This is a genomic window from Vibrio furnissii CIP 102972 (assembly GCF_000176175.1).
In the GTDB taxonomy this organism is placed as follows: Bacteria; Pseudomonadota; Gammaproteobacteria; order Enterobacterales; family Vibrionaceae; genus Vibrio; species Vibrio furnissii.
In genome coordinates this window covers 155,368-174,565 of the sequence record NZ_ACZP01000013.1, presented here as the reverse complement: position 1 = coordinate 174,565, position 19,198 = coordinate 155,368, and the positions used below count along the sequence as shown (strand labels likewise).

Below are 19,198 nucleotides of genomic sequence, written 5' to 3'. Positions count from 1 at the left end.
TACAAATGTAAAGAATTCTCATTTACATTTGATAATAATTTTCATTATTTTGTTACTCGCATCAATGTATCAGTATGGAAACTTTTAAATAACTCAATTATCAATAGCTTAAGGCTGTTATGCCGCAACACGCTCTCCCGATGGCCACGCCTCGAAGCCATGCGGATCGCTGAACGACCGCTACAATTTGGGCGAACGTGTGAGCAGCCAGATCAGGTACAACCCCCCGACAATGCCAGTCATGCGACCAATCGGCAGTGTCAGATTGAGCGGTTGCAGTTGCGTGATGAGATCTGCCACCACCATCAGCAGCGCGCCCATCACCGCCGAGCCATACACCGGCAGTTGCGAGGTGCGTAACAAGCGGCTGATCAACTGCGGCGCAGCCAAGGCGATAAATGCAATTGGCCCTGCCGACCCCGTCGCAATCGCCGCCAAAATCACCGCCGCCAACAACATCACCAAGCGCACCCGCTCAACACGAATGCCCAACTGCGTCGCCAGATCGTCGCCCATTTCCATTAGGGAAAGCTGCCTTGCCAGCAGCATGATCAACGGCACCAACACGATGACGCCGACCATGACCGGAATGGCGTGCGACCACGTACGCGCGTGCAGCGATCCCGCCAGCCAAAGATTAGCGGTCACGGCGTTGTCGATGTTGCCTTTAACCAACATCAACCCATTGAGCGCACTGAGCACCGCGCCAATGCCGATCCCGGTCAAGATCAAACGATAACCGCCGACCACGCCAGCTTTGCGCGACAGCAAATACACCATCACCGCGGTGACAATCCCACCGAGGATCGCCGCCAGTGCCACCTGCACCGGCCCTTGCTCAAACAGCACAATCTGCGCAATCGCGCCAGTCGCCGCGCCAGTGGTAAAACCAATCACATCTGGCGAACCCAGCGCATTGCGCGATACCGATTGAAAAATGCCGCCTGAAACGCCAAGCGCCGCCCCCACAAACACCGCGGTGACAATGCGCGGCAGACGAATATTCCAAACGATCCGCTCCTGCACCGCACTGCCTTGCCCATTGAGTACTTGCCATAAGTCCGGCATCGAGATGGTGTAGCGACCAATCGTGAGTGCGTAGGCAGCAAGGCCTATCACCAACACCGTCAGCAGCAATAACCACCCCATCGACGCCGCCGAATAACGCACCGACCAGCCACCACGACGCCAGACTTGATACACCGGTTGAGAACAACGATTCATAACTGCGCGATCTTCCATTTTCGAACCAACACCACAAAGAATGGCCCACCAATCAGCGCCACCATAATGCCCACACTGATCTCATCCGGATAACCGATCACACGGCCAAGTATATCCGCCACCACGCTGAGTAACGCTGCGATCAGCATTGAATATGGCAGCAACCAACGGTGATCCGGACCAACCCAAAAACGCGCCAGATGCGGCGCCGTCAACCCGACAAAACTGAGCGGCCCAGCGGCCGAAGTCGCCGCGCCTGAAAGCACCACAATCACACTGGAAGCCAGAAGCCAAACTCGCTGCGGATTGGCGCCCAACGCTTCCCCCAAATCTTGCCCCAATGAAACAGTATTCAGGGCTTGGCGTAGCGCCATGGACAGCGCCAGTCCGAGCGCCACCAACAGAGTGACCGGCCACAACACGTCGTACCCACGACCTTGCAATGACCCAACCGCCCAGTGGCGAAACTGGTTAAACACCTCTTGGTCGCTGTTGACGGTGATGATGTGCGTGAGCGCGAGTAGCACCACCGACAGCGCTGAGCCAGCGAGCACCACGCGCACCGGATTGATGCCGCGGCGCAGCCCCGCCAGTAAATACACTGCGCCACCAGCAATGGTGGCCCCAATCAAACCAAACCACATGTAACCAAACACATCGGTGATGCCAAATAGCGCAATCGCACTGACGATCGCTACCGTCGCACCCGCGTTCACCCCAAGAATGCCCGGGTCCGCCAATGGGTTGCGCGTCAGTGCCTGCATCATCGCCCCCGCCACACCCAGCGCGCCGCCCACCACCACCGCCAGCAGCGTGCGGGGCACGCGTAAATAGTGCACGAGTAGATGCTCGCTCTGGGTCGGGTCAAAGGCGGTGAGCGCTTGCCAAGTCACTGCTGGCGCCACAAAGCGCGTGCCGATAAACACGCTCAGGCAGGCGCAGCCAAGCAACGCCAGCAGCAGCCCCACAATGCCCCAGATTTTGGCTCGGTCGTGGCGGCGAAGGTTCATTCGTTCAGCAGCACAAGAGGTCATGGTGTAACGGGCGCTCCAAAGCGCGCGCGAATGCCGTCCACAATTTCGTGCGCGCTGAAATAATCAATGCGAAACGAATTCGCCCCCAAGCCATACACTTGACCGGTTTTTACTGATGGCAAGTTGGCGAGCACCGGATCGTTTAAAAACTGCGGCACTTTGGCATCGGTGGCGTTAAACAAGAATGTGGTCGGCGCGGTCAATTCAGTCAGATGTTCGTAGTGAGCGCGGACAAAATCGTTGAGTCGGCTCGGCCCAGTTTGCCAAGCGGGATTGGGGCCTTCGATATCGAAACCGAGTGATTTCAGCAGCATGCCGTGTGAACCGTGTGGCGTCGCGATGGGGTTGGTCACCCCAGGGCCGTTGTAACTGATGATGTTCGCTTGCCCTTTCGGCAGCGTCAGCGCCGCGCGAGTTTGCGCGATATAATCATCAAACTGAGCAATTTTAGTCGCCACTTGCTGCTCAATTCCTACCACTTCGCCAATTTTCGCTGCGAGTTGCTGCCAGTTTTGGCCGCCGTAATCAAGCACCACCGTCGGGGCGATTTGGCGCAGCTCATTCAACTGACCAAGCGCAGAATCCGCGCCGCCCAGCGACACGATGATCAAATCCGGTTCAAACGCATACGCCATTTCCAGATCCACACTCCCCGCAGGCCAAAGGCGCTCAACCCCGCGCTGCTCAGCGACCGCGCGCCACTGCGCAAAGTAGTCGCCATTGGTCGTGGTGGCACTGGCAATCACCGGCGCATCGACCGCCAATAGCGTGCCGGTAATGGACACGGAGGTAGAAAGAATACGTTTCGCGGGCGCGTTCAAGGTGGTAGTGGAACCGTCAGCATTGAGGAACGTGCGCGGCCAACCTTGTGCCTGTACGGCACTACTGACGAGGAGCGTGGACAAAAATAATTTTCTAATGATATTTATTATCATTGTGATTCTCATTACATTAATAAACTACAATATCGCGTAAAAGGACGTTTATACCTGAAATTTATGGGAATTTTCACAGAGCGAGGTGATGGCTCTGACTAAGGGAATCTTTCACACGAGACCGACATACGCGTGCGCAATTCGGTTCCGACACACATGAGTGAGCCCTCATGCTACACACAAGTTCCCCATAAGTTCAAGAAGTGAGCGTGAAAAACGCCACGCATGATCCGCGGCATCACACTGAGTGGTGCTGGATTGAGCAATCTGTCCCCAGCGCGATCCATTCGCAACAACAGCCCAATTTAGAAGGACCCGTGATGAGTTCCCCCCAACCTTTGTGCATCGGCATGGCCTTAGCCATCAGTTGGCTCACCAAGAACGGCTGGCGCCGCGACGACAGCGGTGTCGAGCGCATGTATGACACCGATGTATACGTCGAGCTGGCCCAACGCGCCGAACGCGCCAAGCTCGATTTCCTGTTTCGCCCCGACACCCTGTTTCTTGCGACCCACGCTGTCGCCACCGAACCCGGTTTTAGCAGCTTAGATCCGATGGTGCTGCTGGCCACATTGGCACGTGAAACCACCCACATCGGTTTAGTTTCAACCGCCTCCACCACCTTCAATCCACCGTATGTGGTGGCGCGTCAGTTACAATCGCTCAACTGGGTGACCCAAGGACGCGCCGGGTGGAATATCGTCACTGCAATTGACGGCCAGCAGAACTTTGGCCAGCAGAGCATGTTGCCCTCCGAAGCACGCTACCAGAAAGCGCGCGAGTTTACCGACGTGGTACTTCAGTTGTGGAACAGCTACCCCGGCAGCGCGATCAAAGCCGATAAACAGAGTGGTCAGTACGCAGACATTGACCAGATTCAGCCCATTGCCCATCACGGTGACTACTTCGACGTACAAGGGCCGCTCAACGTGCCCAAGCGTCCCGGCGGCGACATACCGCTGTTTCAAGCGGGTGCGTCTGAATCCGGGCGCCAATTTGCCGCCAGTATCGCCGATGCGATTTTTGCCGCCACACCCGATATCGATGCTGGCGTTGAGCTGCGCAATGATCTGCGTCGCCGTGCGTTGGCACACGGTCGCCCAGCCCATGCGGTGAAAGTGCTGCCGGGGTTGTCACTCTATCTGGCCGACACGCGGGAAGAAGCGCAGGCGCTGCACCGCGAGACGCACGCCAATATCGATAACACACGCAAGTTTGCTTACGTCAAAGAAGCGCTCGGTCTTGACCTCAGCCAGTTCGCCCTTGAGCAGCGCATCACGGCCGATATGCTACCCCACCCCGAATATCAAGTACGCAGCCAAACTCATTCTAACTTGTTACGCCGTTTGATTGAGCGCGAATCGCCCACCGTGGCCACGCTGCTCGAGCGCCCAGAAGTGATTGGTTCTGCCCACTGGATTGTGATTGGCACGGTTGATGATGCGTTTAACGCCATCGTAGAACGCGTGAACGCGGGCGCGGCGGATGGCTTTATTGCGGTTCCCGGCGGTTCATGGCAATCGGTCGATCTGTTCTTTGATCAACTGATGCCACGATTGTCGCAAGCCGGCCTGTTTCGTTCCGACTACCAAGGGCGCACACTGCGCGACCACTTAGGACTTTGATAGGGTCAAATTTTGACATTGATGCAAATGATAATAATTGCCATTATCAAATTTAACGCTAAACTAATTTGCGTGAGTGGTTGTTCTTTCGCCTCCCTAGAATCCTGAAGGAACAGGCGCTCACGCAAACTCCTCTTGAAAAGGCACAAGCTTCGCGGCTTGCGCCTTTTTCTTATCACAACAATAATTCAAGGCTTTTTACATGTCAGTTACTGGTTCGGCTCTTCATTGGATGCCCCTTACTCTGCCCCAACTCGATTTCTGGGAAGAATTTTCCCTTCACCCGGATGAGCCCCTCTCGACCGTCGCTCACTACATTGAACTCAAAGGCACGGTGAATGAAGCGGCACTGTGCCGCGCCATTGCGCAAACCGCGCAAGAAACCGATGTGCTGGCGCTGCGTTTTCGACTCGATGACGACGGCAAAACGCCGTTACAAGCCCACGACCCGGCGCGCATACCGCAGGTGGAGATCAAAGATCTGCGCAGCAGTTCGCAGCCACTAGTAGATGCCAAAGCGCTCATGGATGGCGATGTCCATGCGCGCCTCAACCTGCTGCGCGATCCGCTGTCAGCGCAATGGCTGATCAAACTGAGCGACAATCATTACCTGTGGTACATTCGCGCCCATCACATTGTGATGGATGGCTTTGGCATGACGCTGTTTGAGCAGCGCTGCGCCACGCTGTATCAGCACTATTTGGAGCGCACCGATGCGGGCAAACCGTTTAACGCGTTCGTCAGTTTCTTGGATGAAGAGCAGAGCTATCAAGCCAGTACGCGCTATCAGCAAGACAAAGCGTTCTGGCGCGATTACCTGTCGAACCCAGCACAACTGACCGTCCTCAACAAGGAGGATGATTACGGTGAGGAAACGCTGCACGTTGCCCATGAACTGACGCCTGCAATGAGCCACGATATTCGCCAGTTGGCGCACCAAGTCACCATGGGTTGGCCGGATTTATTGGTGACGTTGTCAGGCCTCTACATGCATCGCTATTTGGCCGACGCGTACTTGGGCCAAGGCAACGCCATGCCATTGTGGATTCCGTTCATGAGCCGTTGGGGCAGCGTGGGCGCCTACATGCCTGCCCTGCTGGTCAACATTCTGCCGCTGTATGTGCAGGTGGCGGAGGACACATCGCTGCGTGATTACCTGACCCAGACCGGCAAAACGCTGCGCCAACTCTACGCGCGCGGCCGCTATCGCGTGGAGCAGATTGCCCGCGATCAAGGCGTGACGGAAAACAGCCGTTACTTCTTCTCGCCTTTCGTCAACGTGCTGCCATTCGATCCGCCGCAATTTGCTGGCTGCCAGGTCAAACATCATGTCATCACCAGCGGACCGGCCGACGGGTTTAACCTCACCTTCCGTGGTCAAACCAATGCCGATGGCTTGGTGCTGAGCTTGGATGCCGATTCTGCCGCGCACCCGCATGATGAGTTTGATCAGCACGCGCAGCGCGTGATGACCTTCATGCAGCAGGTATTAGACGAGCGCTACCTCGACCAACCGATTTCCGCGTTGTATGACGCGATTGATCACGCCTAAGCCCTAAGCACCTACGTGAACAGGGTCGCGAACACGGTTACCAATACATCGTCAAAAAAGCCGCTTCAATGAGCGGCTTTGTTATTTCGACAGGGTGAAGTCATGGTGTTAACTCACCGGACAGCACGTCAACTCAGTTCGAGCAGTTTCGACACCTGGCCGGCGTTCTTGCAACCCAAGAGCTGGCGCGGCTGCACCGATTTGCCAAAGGTTTGACTGAGTTTCTCCGCCACAGCTTTCACGTGGGACGGCATTAAACCAGCCTGAATAAACTCGGCATGCTCGGTCAATGAGGCGGCGCGCTCCCCCAACACCTGCTGATAGACATCAACGACGGATTGCCAAGGCGCCGTTTTTTCTGGCGTCAGCGAAGGGGTTTGCGGCTCGCGGGAAGACCCGAATGGCGCCGTAACGTTAGCTGCCACAGTGCGCGGCGATTCACTCGCTGCCGTGAGCATGGCCAAAAGCGCGCGTTTGTCTTTCTTCCCATTGGCAGAGAGCGGAAAGCGCTCCAATGGCACAAATCGCTGCGGCAGGTGCGATGCGGGCAGCCGCTGCCCCACGATGTCACGCCACTGCGCCGCATTTTTCACAGCGCCGTCGCCAGAGACATAAAACAGCGCCAAACCAACATCGCCGGTGATCGGATCGTTAAAATCAATCACTGCTAAATCCTGCACGTTCGCGACATTCATCAGCACTTTCTCCACATCAGGCAGCGAAATGCGCACACCGCGCACTTTGACGTAACCGTTGATGCGCCCAGCGAAGATGAGGCGCCCATCGTCGCGATAGTAGCCCAGATCACCAGTTTTAAACGCGCGTACACGCTCACCATGTGGCGTCTCGATGGTTATGAAATCGGTTTGAACCACCTCGCCATCCACCAAATACCCCAGCGACAGGTTCACGCCCGCCGTGACGATGCGCCCCACCACACCTTGCGGGCAGTGTTGGTGCTGCTCATTCACCACGTAATATTGCGTGCCCGGCAGCGGCGCGCCGTAAGGAATCACCGCGCCATCCTCGGGTTCAAGCTCATGCCAAATGCTCCAGATGGTGGTTTCCGTCGGCCCGCCGAGCGAGAACAAGCGCGCGTCGGGCAGACGTTCGCGCAGCGTCTGAATGGTCTGCGGTTTGATGTAATCGCCGCCCTGCGCAATCAAGCGCAGCGATTGCCCCTGCGAAGTCAACTGGCAGGCCAGCAGCATCTCCAAAATGGCGGGCACGGAACACCACAGCGTGACGCCGTGCCGCTCGACCAAGCTGTTCCAGTGCAGCGCATCTTTTTCGGCTTCAGGTTCCGGAATAACCAAGGCTGCACCCGCACACAACGACCCCAGCAAATCAAACACCGACATGTCATGATGCAGTGGCGTCACCGAGAGCATGACGTCACGCTCATTCACCTGCCACGCCGCTAGCGTGTGATGCAGCACATTGGCGGTCGCGCGGTTGTTGAGCACCACACACTTGGGCTGCCCCGTCGTACCAGAGGTATAGAGATAATAGGCGGGCGCTTCACTATGACTGCGCGCGCGCAGCACTTCTTGGCTTGGCAAGCGTGCCGCTTTCAGCGCTGGCTGCAGCAACTCGCGCATCGCGACACAATGCGGGTGTTCGGCATTTTCCACATCGTCGCTGGTCACGATCACCAGCGCCGGTCGGCAGTGCGACAGCAGATACGCTTTACGCTCTGGCGGGCTGGCGGCATCAATTGGCACCCAAATGACGCCCGACAACGCGCAGCTCAATGTTGCGATGACATGTGCTGCGCTGCGAGGCAGACAAATCGCCACCACGTCGCCAGCTTTCACGCCGCGCGCCTGCAGATGCGCCATCATGTTCGCGACCTGCTCTCCCAGTTGCTGATAGCTCCAGCGCTGCTCACCGCAGAAAAGCGCAGTGCGCTGACTCGGAGTGTCCCACAGGCGCTCCGCCAGCGAGGCCAAAAACGGCGCCGTCCCGTCATCCGTGTCAACGGTGTTGCGGTGGTCGACGGCGTTGCGGTGCGAATTACGATGATAGTGGCTTAAATCCAGCGCTTCGCGGCTCACCCATTGCAAACTCTGGCGTTCAATCATGCTCTGCGTCGCTCGCTTGCAACTGGTCAGCCACGCGGCCACCTGCGCCTGACTCAGCGCTTGTGTGACGTAATCGGCGCTGATGACCAGATTTTTATCTGCGTCGTAAGCGAGGCGAATATCGAGCGCGATCTGCGGCGTTTGGGTCAGCCCATCATGCTGCTGCAACGTATTGTCGGCTCGCAGCGTTTCCCACCCCAATCCATTGGTGATCACCACGGGCAGCGGCATGGTGCGCGCCGGTAACTGGCTCATCAATTGACGGTTGAGTTCAATGCCCGAAAACGCCAGATGCGCCATGCCTTCGGCCACATCGCGCTGCACACGCCGCGCTTGCGTAGCGAAATCCGCTTCATCCAGCGCGTAGGTCAACGCAATAAAGCTGGAGCGATTGGTCAACTCTCCGGCCTGCGGGGGCGGCGCAACGGGCAAACCGATGCACAAAGGTGTGTTTGGACACCAGTTCGCCAGCGTGTGCATGACCAGCGTTGTCAGCACGCTATTTGGAAACAGCCGTTCACTTGCTGCCAGTTTCAACAGTGCGCGCGTTTCGTCGCGGCTCAGCGAGATGCTTTCTCGCGCGTAACGCGGTTGGTAGAGGGTATCAAGCGGCGCTTGCCACGGCAGCGCCATCGGTTCGGTCACGCTGGCCAGCTTCTCGCGCCAGTAGGCTTGCGCCATTTCGCGCGCGTTGGCTTCTTGCTGCGGAGTGATGTTTTGTTGAGAAAGAGGCTTCGCTGGCACCTCGCTCGTGGCACCCAACGCAGGGGGGGCTGCGACCGGCTTGGGTTGATTTTCCAACAAGCGAGCCAATAGATAGGCGATGGAATGACCATCGGAAATCAGCGCATCAAAACTGGTGAGTACGATATGGCGAAAAGCGTCAGCGGCAAGCGTGTCCGCTTCAGCTTCAGCTTCAGGTAGCGACACTAACCAGACTTTCCACGGTGAGCGCGATAAATCATGCCGACTGTGCGAGGCCTGCTCGATCAGTGCCTCCGCTTGGCTTAATGCCTGCGGCCGACTCCGATCACGCAGGTCGCAATGCTGCCAATTGACGATTCGCTCATCGCTCACCCATTGCGTGAGCGTGGTGTCGTCGATGCGAGTGCGCAGCACGGGCAGTGTGTCCACCAGTTCCACCAAACGCGCGTGCAACTGATCAGCGTCGACGGTCCCGCGATAGACGCGAAAATCCTGCATTGCCACCCCACCCAAAGGTAAGTGCTCACTGCGCCCAACCAGATACGCCTGTTGCAATCCGTTCAGTGGCATTTGGTGAGGACGTTGCGCGCTGCTGGAGGCACTTGTCGTCTTCACACTTGTCCCCTCATCAATACATGTCCCCTCAATACTTGTCACTTCAATGATGCCGGGTTGCAACACACGCTCAGGATGCTCAGCCAGCTCACTCAACAGCGCCACATAACGGGTGAACAGCGATTGATAGAATTCGCGTGGCACACTGTCCGTGCGCACATCCCAGTTGATCAGAACGCCGCGCTTGTAAGGCACAATCTGCGCGTCCAGCAGCACATGCGCGCCCTGAGAGCAGGCCCATACCATGTCGCCGAGTGTGTCGTGCACCCGCTGAGCATAGAGATCGCCGCCGATGTCCCAGCCCGAGGTGAACACCACTGGCGAAGTTTGCAGGGCGCCCTGCTGGCGCGACAGATCGCGCATGACATTGACGCCGCTGTAATGACGATGCTCCAAGCACGTCATCAACTGATGTTGGGTTTGCTCAAACAGCGTTAAAAGTGGCACGTTCGGCGCACAATGGGCGCTAAATAGCGTCAAATTGGCAAAATCTCCCATCGTATTGTCAAAGCCTTGCGGGCGATAAAACAGCGGCACGTTGATTCGAAATGCTGGCTGCTTGAGGGCATCGGTCAACAGCACATTGAACGCGCCGAGCGACACAGCGCTCAGGCTGAGGTGATGTCGGGCGGCCAGCGCTTCGAGTTGCGCGCGCTGCTGAGCCGTCAGCTCAAACGCCAAGCGCTCAGTATGCACCGCCGCCGTATCTGAATGAACTGGCTCACGCTCGGGTAACTTGGGGGCGGGCGCAATCGTGCTTTGCAATGCCTGCCAATAACGGCGATCGCGCGCCACTAAGGCCTGCTGTGCAGCCGTCGCCATTTGACGTTGAAACGCAATAAATGGCGCGCTACGAGCGTCACTCAGTTCACCATGATAAGCCGCGACCAGCGCGTCTATCATCAGGCGAAAACTTTGCGCATCGGCGGCGATCATGTCGACATCCACATGCAAACGAAAGCGATCGTCAGATAACCGAGTCAAAACAAACTCTGCGCCTTGCCCTTGATTGAGTGCCAGCTTTTGATGGGTTTTCCGCTCACGCATGATGCGAAGTTTTTCATCGCAATCGGCAGCGTCGAGCGCGCGCCAATCCAGTACCTGCAATGCGTGGAATTCATTGAGTTCACCGACAGACCATTGACCGTCCTCGCTGACCGTAACGCGCAGCATTTCATGGCGAACAAAGAGCGTATGAACCGCCGCAGCCAGTCGCGTCTCATCGATCCCCCGCCCCTCAAATTCGACATACAAATGGGCCGCATCGCCAGCCCTTGGTGTGGTGGATTGCCTGCCGACCCAATAGGCCGCCTGTAACGTTGTCATCTCGTGCATGATGCTTTCAACACGCCTCTTGTTGTGTTTGGGTTCGTCGTAATTCACCATTATTGTTACAATTAAACACACATAATGACAATAATTATCATTTACATTAACCACACAAAACATCTCACCACAGCGACAAAGGGCATTAAAATCATGGCGTTAAAATTTAGTCGCTTGATTCACTTTCCCCTGTTTTCTCGCCTCAACATCACACTTCTGCGTGAATCGCCGCTTGACAACAAAACCAAGCGTTGTTGATAATCGCCAAATTCAAAGTTGATAATAATTATCATTTTCACAATATAATAACGACCATTCCGCCCATATTTACTGCCCGTCTTGAGGGGGACGAATGCATATGCTCAACAACGTCATGCGCTCAACCACTGTCGGCCAACTGCCGTTTGTCGAAACACTGCTTGGCTCAATTCCCACCAACGCCACCCAGCAAGCGCTGATTCACCAACGCCGCCAAGCGATCGCCGCCATTCTGGAGGGCCAGGACCCACGCCTGCTGGTGATTGTCGGCCCATGCTCGATTCACGATCCACAGCAAGGGCTTGAATACGCGCGCAAACTCGCGGCAGTGCAAGCCGATTACGCCGACCAACTGCTGATTGTGATGCGCACCTATTTTGAAAAGCCGCGCACGCGCACTGGCTGGAAAGGCTTGATTGTTGATCCCGACCTCGATGGCGCGCACAACATGGCGAAAGGGCTGAGTGTGGCCCGCACGTTTTTACGCGACGTGACCGACTTAGGGCTGGCGACGGCGACCGAGTTTCTCGACACCACCGTTTATCCGTACATCAGCGATCTGATTTGCTGGGGCGCAATTGGCGCGCGAACCACCGAGTCACAAATTCACCGCCAGATGGCCTCCGCACTGCCCTGCCCGATTGGGTTTAAAAACGGCACCGATGGCAACGTGTCCATCGCGATTGATGCCATTCATGCCGCGCAGGCCGAGCACGTGATGAGCGTCGCGGGCACTCAAGGCGCGCCAGCCTTGGTGATGACACACGGCAACCCACACGGACATGTGATTTTGCGCGGCGGCAAAGTGCCCAACTATCACAGCGATGACGTGGTGTCGGTGTCGAAGCAACTGGAAGAAAGCGGCCTCAATCCACGTTTGATCATTGATTGTAGCCACGGCAACAGCCTGAAAAAAGCGCACAATCAACTCGGCGTCGCGCAAGATATCGCGCAGCAGTTACTGGCGGGCGAAACCTGCATTGCTGGCGTGATGTGCGAAAGTTTTCTCAAACAAGGCAATCAGAGTTTGGGGAACGGGGACTTGGAGCCGGGGCTATCGATTACCGACGAATGCCTGAGTTGGGACAACACGGTACAACTGTTGGATACGCTGGCGAACGCAATGAATGGCGTGCTCTCGCAGCGCTATTCCACCGTCGCCTGATTGGGCCGTTTCACGCACAACAAAAACCCCGCGAATGCGGGGTTTTCTTATCTGTACGGGATTTTCTTCTGGGAGTGAAAGGCCTCAGTTGTCGAGCGTTGCGCCGCCGTCAACGCGCAAATCGTGCATGGTGATGTGATTGGCTGCATCCGAGAGCAGAAACAGAATGGTTTTGGCAATGTCTGCCGGCTCTGCGATTTTCTGCAGCGGGATCCCGAGGCGATAACTGCCCGCATCTCCGGCGATGGCATTGGCTTCGCCATAATGTTCATTCCACAATTGCATTTGCATCTCAGTGCGCGTGGAGCCCGGGCTGACAATGTTGCATCGCACGCCAAACGGCGCCAGCTCAATCCCCATGCATTTCACCAGCATGTGCAGCGCCGATTTCGACGCCCCATACGCACCCATATTCGGGCGCGGCGTGTTGGCCGCATTCGAGCCGATGACCACCATCGCGCCGCGTTTGGCCGCTTTCATCGACGGGCTGAGTGCCTGCATCACACTCAGAATGCCAAAGGTGTTGACCATAAATGTCTCCTGCACCTGAGCAAACGGCATGTCATTGATGGCGCCCAAATGCAAAATCCCCGCGCAACTGACCAAATGATCGATCGGTCCGTGTTGTTGCTGCAGCGCCCCAATGACGGCCGCTGTTTTGTCCGTTTGGGTGACATCCAATTCGGCACATTGCAACTTCTCCCCATACTGGGCACGCAACGCCTCGGTGTGACTTAACAGGGTTTCGATGCGCACATCGGTGGCCACCACGCGCGCGTTTTGCGCCAGCAAATGTTCGACAACACTGAAACCAATCCCTCTCGCCGCGCCAGTGACCAAAACCGTTTGCTCATTTAATGACAAATCCATCGTTATAACCCTTTATTTAGTATGAATATAACCAGCAATTACTGACTGAACTGTGAATTATTCACAGCGTAAATCGTGATCTTGAATCAATAATGATATTTATTATCAAATAGTAATGATAAACGTTATCATTAAAAGTGGTATAAATGTATCGATTGCCCAATGAAATGGCAAATGATCTCGACCTCAGCGGTGGGCCGCTGAGTCACATCAGAAAGTCATAAATAGTCACGTCAGAAAGTAAAAGAGGGATTCAAAATGCAACGTGAAGTGATTGGCTATACAAAAATGGAGAGCGAACTGCTGAGCGATCAGCTAGACCGTGCGCCGTTTTTCTTCGCTTCTCCTACCAATACGATGCTGGGTATCGGCATCGAGCAAGAAATCCACCAGCCCATGCCCTTTGCTCAGTTGGCAGAGCGGGCGCAAACCATGCTGCAAGCCGCGAAACAACACGAATCGGATAATCCGGTGCTGTTTGGCATCGTGCCATTTCGTGAAGAAAACCCGACCCGATTTGTGATTCCGCAGCAGCTGTTTGTCTCCAGCAGCACACGCGGCTCCGCCAACGCGGCGGCCAACCAAGCGGCGCAGGCCAAGGTGATCTCCTCCCCGTCCGGCCAGCATTACCGCCAAGGCGTGAGCGATTTGCTCAATCTGTTCGCCACCACCGACCTCGCCAAAGCGGTGCTATCGCGTGCGGTGGAAGTGGAAACTGACACCGACATTCACCTTCCGGGGCTGCTGCGTAACTTGCTTGCGATCAACGTCAAAGGCTACACCTTTGCCGCCGACACCTTGCCAGGCGTGAAACTAATGGGCGCAAGCCCAGAGCTGCTGGTGGCGAAAAAAGGCAGCTACGTGGTGTCGAACCCGTTGGCAGGCTCACGTCCGCGCTCAGCCAGTGAGGCACAAAACGACGATTCGCGCCTGTCGCTGCTCAACACGCAAAAAGATTTACACGAGCACGGCTTGGTGGTGGAAGAAGTGGAACGCGTGCTGAGCCAGTACTGCCACAACCTGTATGCGCCGATGATTCCATCGGTGATCGAAACCCAAACCATGCTGCACCTGTCGACGCTGCTTGAGGGCCAAGCGAACGACGCCAACCTCAATGTGCTGAAGATTGCGGCCGATTTGCACCCAACGCCAGCGGTGTGCGGCTATCCGCGCGCCAATGCTTATGAAGCGATTCGTAACATTGAACAGTTTGATCGCGGCTATTTCACCGGCATGGTGGGCTGGTGCGATTCGCGTGGAAACGGCGAATGGGTGGTCACCATCCGCTGCGCCGAAGTGCAAAAACGCCAAATGAAAGTATACGCCGGTGCGGGCATCGTCCACGAATCTGTCCCGCAAAGTGAACTGGATGAAACCGGCGCCAAGATGGGCACCATTTTATCCGCCGCTGGCATTCAACTGAACGAACTCCTCACCGCCTAGGACGCCCCATGAACGCACAACGAGAATTAGATTACACCCCTTGGCCGCAGGAACTGGCCGACCACTACCGCGCGCTGGGATACTGGCAAGATAAAACGCTGTTGGATTACCTACTGGAAACCGAAGCCAAGTTTTCGCAGCGTGAGGCCATTGTGTGCGGCCAACGCGCGATCAGCTATCGCGAGCTGGTCGACAGCGCGGCGCAACTGGCGGCGGGATTTCGTCAGCTCGGTTTACAGCGCGGCGACAACGTCGTGTTGCAAATGACCAATATTGCCGAGTTTTATCAGTGCTTCTTCGCCCTGCTGCAAATTGGCGTGCGCCCGGTACTTGCGCTGCCCGCCCATCGCCAAATGGAAATCAGCTACTTCTGTCAGCACGCCGATGCCAAAGCCTATCTGATTGATGGCGAGGCGAGCAGTTTCAATTATCAAGCATTGGCAAGCGACATCGTGGCGCAGTGCCCGACCATTGAACATGTGATTGTTCGCGGCCAAGTCACGGTGGACGACCGCCGGTTCGTGGCGCTTGATGACTGCTTGCAACCTGCGCTACAAGAACAAGATGCCGATGCCAGTGAGGTCGCGTTTTTCCAGCTGTCGGGCGGCACCACGGGCACACCGAAACTGATTCCGCGCACGCACAATGATTACGCCTACAGTGTCACCGGCAGTGTAGAGATTTGTCATTTCGACCACATGACACGCTTTTTGTGCGCGCTGCCAGTCGCGCATAACTTTCCGCTCAGCTCTCCGGGCGCTTTGGGCGTGTTCTGGGCGGGTGGCTGCGTGATTCCCACCCAAGATCCAACGCCACAACATGCGTTTGAGATGATTGAGCGTCACCGTGTTACCGTCTCTGCACTGGTGCCGCCACTGGCGCTGCTGTGGATGGATTACGCCGAGAAGGCCACGCACGACATTTCCAGCTTGGAACTGCTGCTGGTCGGCGGCGCTAAGTTTAGCGAAACTGCGGCGCGCGAGCTGCCAAACCGACTACACTGCCGCCTGCAACAGGTGTTTGGTATGGCTGAAGGGTTGGTTAACTACACTCGGTTTGACGACAGCGATGAGGTGATTGCAAGCACCCAAGGCCGCCCGATTTCACCGCACGATCAAGTGCGCGTGGTCGATGAGGACGGGAACGATGTCGCCGTCGGCGAAGAGGGATTTCTGCTCACGCAAGGGCCATATACCATTCGCGGCTATTATCGCGCGCCAGCGCACAACGAACGTTCGTTTACCCCAGACGGCTTTTATCGCACTGGCGATCTGGTCAAACGCACCGCAGCAGGCAACATCATTGTGACCGGGCGCGACAAGGATCAGATTAACCGTGGCGGTGAAAAAATCGCGGCAGAAGAGATTGAAAACTACCTGCTGCGCCATGAAGCAGTGCATGATGCGGCGCTGGTGGCAGTGCCGGATGATTACTTGGGCGAGCGTAGCTGCGCGGTGATCGTCAAGCGCGAAGGGCATCAGGTGAAAGGACTGGCGCTGAAACGCTTCCTGCGTGATTTAGGCTTGGCGGATTTCAAACTGCCGGATCAAATCCAGTTCATCGATGTGTTGCCGAAAACCTCCGTCGGCAAAGTCGACAAAAAAGGACTGCGCGCGCTGTATAGCTAAGCCGTCAACGCAGAGCAATCAACGCAGGCAAAAAGCCCGGTTAATCCGGGCTTTTTCATGCCTCTTCATTCTCTCTATGCCACTATATCAGCAGCATTGGCTTCGTCTGCTCCGCCCTTATCTATCTCGCCCATAAAAAAGGGCTTTGCCAGTGGTAAACTTGCAAAGCCCATCAGCCGGTTTGGCTGCCATGACATTACGCCATCGCAGGTTCCGCCGCCGTTTGCGTGGTCGGTTCGCCGATGAGCGTCCACCACTCGTGCAACGTCACTTTCTCAATCAGTTGCGCGAACGTCACATTCACACCGTAAGGACGCCACTTCTCCAGCAGCACCATGGCACGAATTGAATCTAAACCAAGAAACAGTAAGTTCTCGTTCACATCGACTTCATCAAGATCCAGCGACAGCGCTTCAGCCACATCGACACACATTTGATCCAGCGTCAGGGATGGCTTGCGAACAAGCGCTTGCTCTACCGCGTGCACTGTTTGCACACTTGCAGCGCGACCGGCCAGATAGTTAAGAGTATGAATGTGATCTTGCTGGCTGAAATCGGCAATCGCATCGCCAATTACAAACGGTTTGATATCCAGCATGAACGCTTCAAGCGCAGTCGACAAAATACCGATGTGGCCGTACACGCCGCAGATGATCAGTTGATCTCGGCCCTGCGCCTGCATATCTTCCAGCAGCGAGGTTTTCTTAAATGCACTGTAGCGCCACTTCACGTATTCCACATCGCCAGCCTCTGGTGCTAACGTGTCCAGAATCGCAGTTTCTTCTTGCAGTCCCGGCCCCCAGAAATCGGTCAGCAGCGCGCGCTCGGCCGGATCTTGATTGGCCGGTTGCGCGGTATACACCACGGGAATCCCCGCCTGTTTTGCCGCCGCCTTCAAACGTTGAATGTTGTGGATGATGTCGCTCATCGGCGACTGAGTGATCTCAAAGAAGTTAACGAAATATTCCTGCATGTCGTGGACCAGCAACACCGCCTTGGCAGGATCAATCTGCCACTGCGTTTTGTTGAGCGGGTAGTGTTCGCTGGCAGGCAGTGTGTAACCTGCAATTCTTGGGATTGCCATTAATCCGAATCCTTAATGCTTGTGGACCTCGCCCCTTCAAACAGGCCGCGCGCTTCGCGGTCATTCAAATTGGACAGATCTCTTTTTTTAGATGCTGACGTTGTTAGCACGCCCGCCTTGTTGCCTTAAAGCATTCTTCGAACGCCTCAAAACTTCAGCCACAACAAGGCGGTGCGTTAAGCTGTGTGCATACTAACAACCGAACTCATTCATGTAAACGATATTCATTCTCATTATTGTTTAACAGGCGTTCAAAGCGGCAATTTTGGAATCAGCATGGCGTTTTGGCGTTCACCCTGTTGCAATCACACGCAGGCATAAAAAAAGCAGCCACGGGGGCTGCTTTTTCGGATTTGAACGATTAGCGGATCGACGGGAATTTTTTCAACAGTACCAACATCAGCACCAGCGCCACCAGCGCAAAGCCGGAACCGACGTAACCAATGGCGTCGAGCGAGCTAAAGTGAATCACTTTCGCACCAATCAAGGCGCCAGCCCCAATACCTAAGTTGATGATCCCCGAGAACATCGACATGATCATGTCTGCCGCATTGGCATCAATATTGAGCACTTTTACCTGCATCGCCAAACTGACGATCATCAACGCGGTGCCCCACAGAAGCAGGAGCGTACTGATGCCCCACGGATTGGTCGCCGAAAACAGTAACGCCACCATACACAACATGACCACCGCGGTGTTGCACACCAAGAGTTTGCTGTTGGCCCGTTCGCCCCAGTAACCAAAAATCACACTGCCCAAAATCCCTGCGCCGCCAAAGAGCAACAGCAAGAAGGTCGTGAAGTTTTCGCTCACCTGCCCCACCACTTTCACAAATGGTTCAATGTAGCTGTAGGCCGTGTAATGGGCAGTAAATAGCAGGAAGATGAACAGGTACAAGCCAAGCAGCGTCGGTTTGCGCAGCAGCTCTGGCAGTTTTTTCATCGAACCAGAGAACAAACTTGGCAAGGTTGGCAACAAACGGAACAGCGCAAACATAATCAGCAGCGCGGTAACCCCGATGACGCCAAACGTCACGCGCCAGCCTAACCATTGACCGATAATTCGACCCAGCGGCACGCCCAAGACCATCGCCAGCGAAGTACCGGTTGCCAGCACACTTAGCGCCAACGTTTTCTTGCCCGGCGGGGCCACGCGAATCGCGATTGACGCGGTGATCGACCAGAACACCGCATGCGCAAACGCGATGCCAATCCGACTCGCCACCAGCATTTCAAAGTTCCAAGCAATCACCGAGAACCCGTGGCTGATGATGAACAAGGTAAACACGCTCAGCAGCAGCGTCTTGCGCTCCATTTTGCTGGTCAGCATCATCATCGGCAGGGACATCGAGGCCACGATCCACGCGTAGATGGTCAGCATCCAGCCCGCTGAGGCGAGTGGTACATCGAAATCTTGCGCGATGTCCGTTAACAAGCCAACCGGCACAAATTCTGTGGTGTTAAAAATAAACGCACTGAACCCCAGTGCAAAAACACGTAAATATTGATTGTGGCGCGAATTATCATTCGGTGCCGAAGCGGTTTGAGTCATATGCAAACAGAAATGTTCAACGAAAAGGACAAAGAGTGATCATTGTCTCGCTTTTCTTACATAAAGGAAAGAATTTATACAACTTATTTTATATCTAT

At 55.7% G+C, this 19,198-nt stretch carries 11 protein-coding genes and 1 pseudogene; 5 read left to right on the top strand and 7 right to left on the bottom strand.

Going from position 1 to position 19,198, the window contains the following annotated elements; translation table 11 throughout:
- Positions 1–180 precede the first annotated feature (180 nt).
- From VFA_RS04855 to fepB, 3 genes are read right to left on the bottom strand one after another with little or no spacing between them, the layout of a single operon-like run.
- Positions 181–1,224 carry a FecCD family ABC transporter permease gene (locus VFA_RS04855; protein WP_004725189.1) on the bottom strand — a complete coding sequence of 348 codons (1,044 nt, stop codon included), beginning with the start codon at positions 1,222–1,224 and terminating at the stop codon, positions 181–183.
- The gene (locus VFA_RS04850; protein WP_004725188.1) at positions 1,221–2,258 is read right to left on the bottom strand and encodes a FecCD family ABC transporter permease; all 1,038 of its coding nucleotides are present in this window, start codon (positions 2,256–2,258) and stop codon (positions 1,221–1,223) included. The genes VFA_RS04855 and VFA_RS04850 overlap by 4 nt, the downstream gene beginning before the upstream one ends.
- The gene (gene fepB / locus VFA_RS04845; protein WP_038150973.1) at positions 2,255–3,193 is read right to left on the bottom strand and encodes a Fe2+-enterobactin ABC transporter substrate-binding protein; all 939 of its coding nucleotides are present in this window, start codon (positions 3,191–3,193) and stop codon (positions 2,255–2,257) included. The genes VFA_RS04850 and fepB overlap by 4 nt, the downstream gene beginning before the upstream one ends.
- A gap of 320 nt (positions 3,194–3,513) precedes the next feature.
- Between fepB and VFA_RS04840 the strand changes: the two genes are divergently transcribed.
- Positions 3,514–4,818, top strand: a complete 1,305-nt coding sequence (locus VFA_RS04840; protein WP_038150970.1) for an NtaA/DmoA family FMN-dependent monooxygenase — start codon at positions 3,514–3,516, stop codon at positions 4,816–4,818.
- A gap of 202 nt (positions 4,819–5,020) precedes the next feature.
- Positions 5,021–6,370, top strand: a complete 1,350-nt coding sequence (locus VFA_RS04835; RefSeq protein WP_038150968.1) for a condensation domain-containing protein — start codon at positions 5,021–5,023, stop codon at positions 6,368–6,370.
- A 128-nt stretch (positions 6,371–6,498) separates the two neighbouring features.
- Here VFA_RS04835 and VFA_RS04830 read toward each other — a convergent pair whose 3' ends face one another.
- Entirely contained in the window at positions 6,499–11,109 is a 4,611-nt protein-coding gene (locus VFA_RS04830; RefSeq protein ID WP_038151393.1) for an amino acid adenylation domain-containing protein, read from the bottom strand.
- Positions 11,110–11,452: 343 nt separating this feature from the next.
- On the opposite strand from VFA_RS04830, the gene VFA_RS04825 reads away from it, so the two are divergent.
- Positions 11,453–12,523, top strand: coding sequence for a 3-deoxy-7-phosphoheptulonate synthase (locus VFA_RS04825; RefSeq protein ID WP_038150964.1), 1,071 nt, complete (start codon positions 11,453–11,455; stop codon positions 12,521–12,523).
- Positions 12,524–12,607: 84 nt separating this feature from the next.
- Here the strand turns inward: VFA_RS04825 and VFA_RS04820 are convergent, their stop codons facing one another.
- Positions 12,608–13,393 carry a 2,3-dihydro-2,3-dihydroxybenzoate dehydrogenase gene (locus VFA_RS04820; protein WP_004725181.1) on the bottom strand — a complete coding sequence of 262 codons (786 nt, stop codon included), beginning with the start codon at positions 13,391–13,393 and terminating at the stop codon, positions 12,608–12,610.
- A gap of 258 nt (positions 13,394–13,651) precedes the next feature.
- Between VFA_RS04820 and VFA_RS04815 the strand changes: the two genes are divergently transcribed.
- The gene (locus tag VFA_RS04815) at positions 13,652–14,836 is read left to right on the top strand and encodes an isochorismate synthase (protein ID WP_004725180.1); all 1,185 of its coding nucleotides are present in this window, start codon (positions 13,652–13,654) and stop codon (positions 14,834–14,836) included.
- A gap of 89 nt (positions 14,837–14,925) precedes the next feature.
- Positions 14,926–16,464: pseudogene (locus tag VFA_RS04810) on the top strand ((2,3-dihydroxybenzoyl)adenylate synthase); the annotation flags it as partial.
- 196 nt (positions 16,465–16,660) lie between these two features.
- Here VFA_RS04810 and VFA_RS04805 read toward each other — a convergent pair.
- Together VFA_RS04805 and VFA_RS04800 are read right to left on the bottom strand one after the other, a co-directional pair.
- Positions 16,661–17,548, bottom strand: coding sequence for an isochorismatase (locus tag VFA_RS04805; protein WP_004725178.1), 888 nt, complete (start codon positions 17,546–17,548; stop codon positions 16,661–16,663).
- Between the two features lie 361 nt (positions 17,549–17,909).
- Complete coding sequence (locus VFA_RS04800; RefSeq protein ID WP_004725177.1) at positions 17,910–19,100, bottom strand: sugar transporter; 1,191 nt, start codon at positions 19,098–19,100, stop codon at positions 17,910–17,912.
- Positions 19,101–19,198: the final 98 nt, after the last annotated feature.

Excerpts from the sequence above, each read along its gene's own strand:
- VFA_RS04815 (WP_004725180.1), top strand. The coding sequence starts at position 13,652 with ATGCAACGTGAAGTGATTGGCTATACAAAAATGGAGAGCGAACTGCTG.
- VFA_RS04825 (WP_038150964.1), top strand. The coding sequence starts at position 11,453 with ATGCATATGCTCAACAACGTCATGCGCTCAACCACTGTCGGCCAACTG.
- VFA_RS04800 (WP_004725177.1), bottom strand. The coding sequence starts at position 19,100 with ATGACTCAAACCGCTTCGGCACCGAATGATAATTCGCGCCACAATCAA.
- VFA_RS04840 (WP_038150970.1), top strand. The coding sequence starts at position 3,514 with ATGAGTTCCCCCCAACCTTTGTGCATCGGCATGGCCTTAGCCATCAGT.
- VFA_RS04830 (WP_038151393.1), bottom strand. The coding sequence starts at position 11,109 with ATGCACGAGATGACAACGTTACAGGCGGCCTATTGGGTCGGCAGGCAA.
- VFA_RS04835 (WP_038150968.1), top strand. The coding sequence starts at position 5,021 with ATGTCAGTTACTGGTTCGGCTCTTCATTGGATGCCCCTTACTCTGCCC.
- VFA_RS04855 (WP_004725189.1), bottom strand. The coding sequence starts at position 1,224 with ATGAATCGTTGTTCTCAACCGGTGTATCAAGTCTGGCGTCGTGGTGGC.
- VFA_RS04805 (WP_004725178.1), bottom strand. The coding sequence starts at position 17,548 with ATGGCAATCCCAAGAATTGCAGGTTACACACTGCCTGCCAGCGAACAC.
- VFA_RS04850 (WP_004725188.1), bottom strand. The coding sequence starts at position 2,258 with ATGACCTCTTGTGCTGCTGAACGAATGAACCTTCGCCGCCACGACCGA.
- VFA_RS04820 (WP_004725181.1), bottom strand. The coding sequence starts at position 13,393 with ATGGATTTGTCATTAAATGAGCAAACGGTTTTGGTCACTGGCGCGGCG.
- fepB (WP_038150973.1), bottom strand. The coding sequence starts at position 3,193 with ATGATAATAAATATCATTAGAAAATTATTTTTGTCCACGCTCCTCGTC.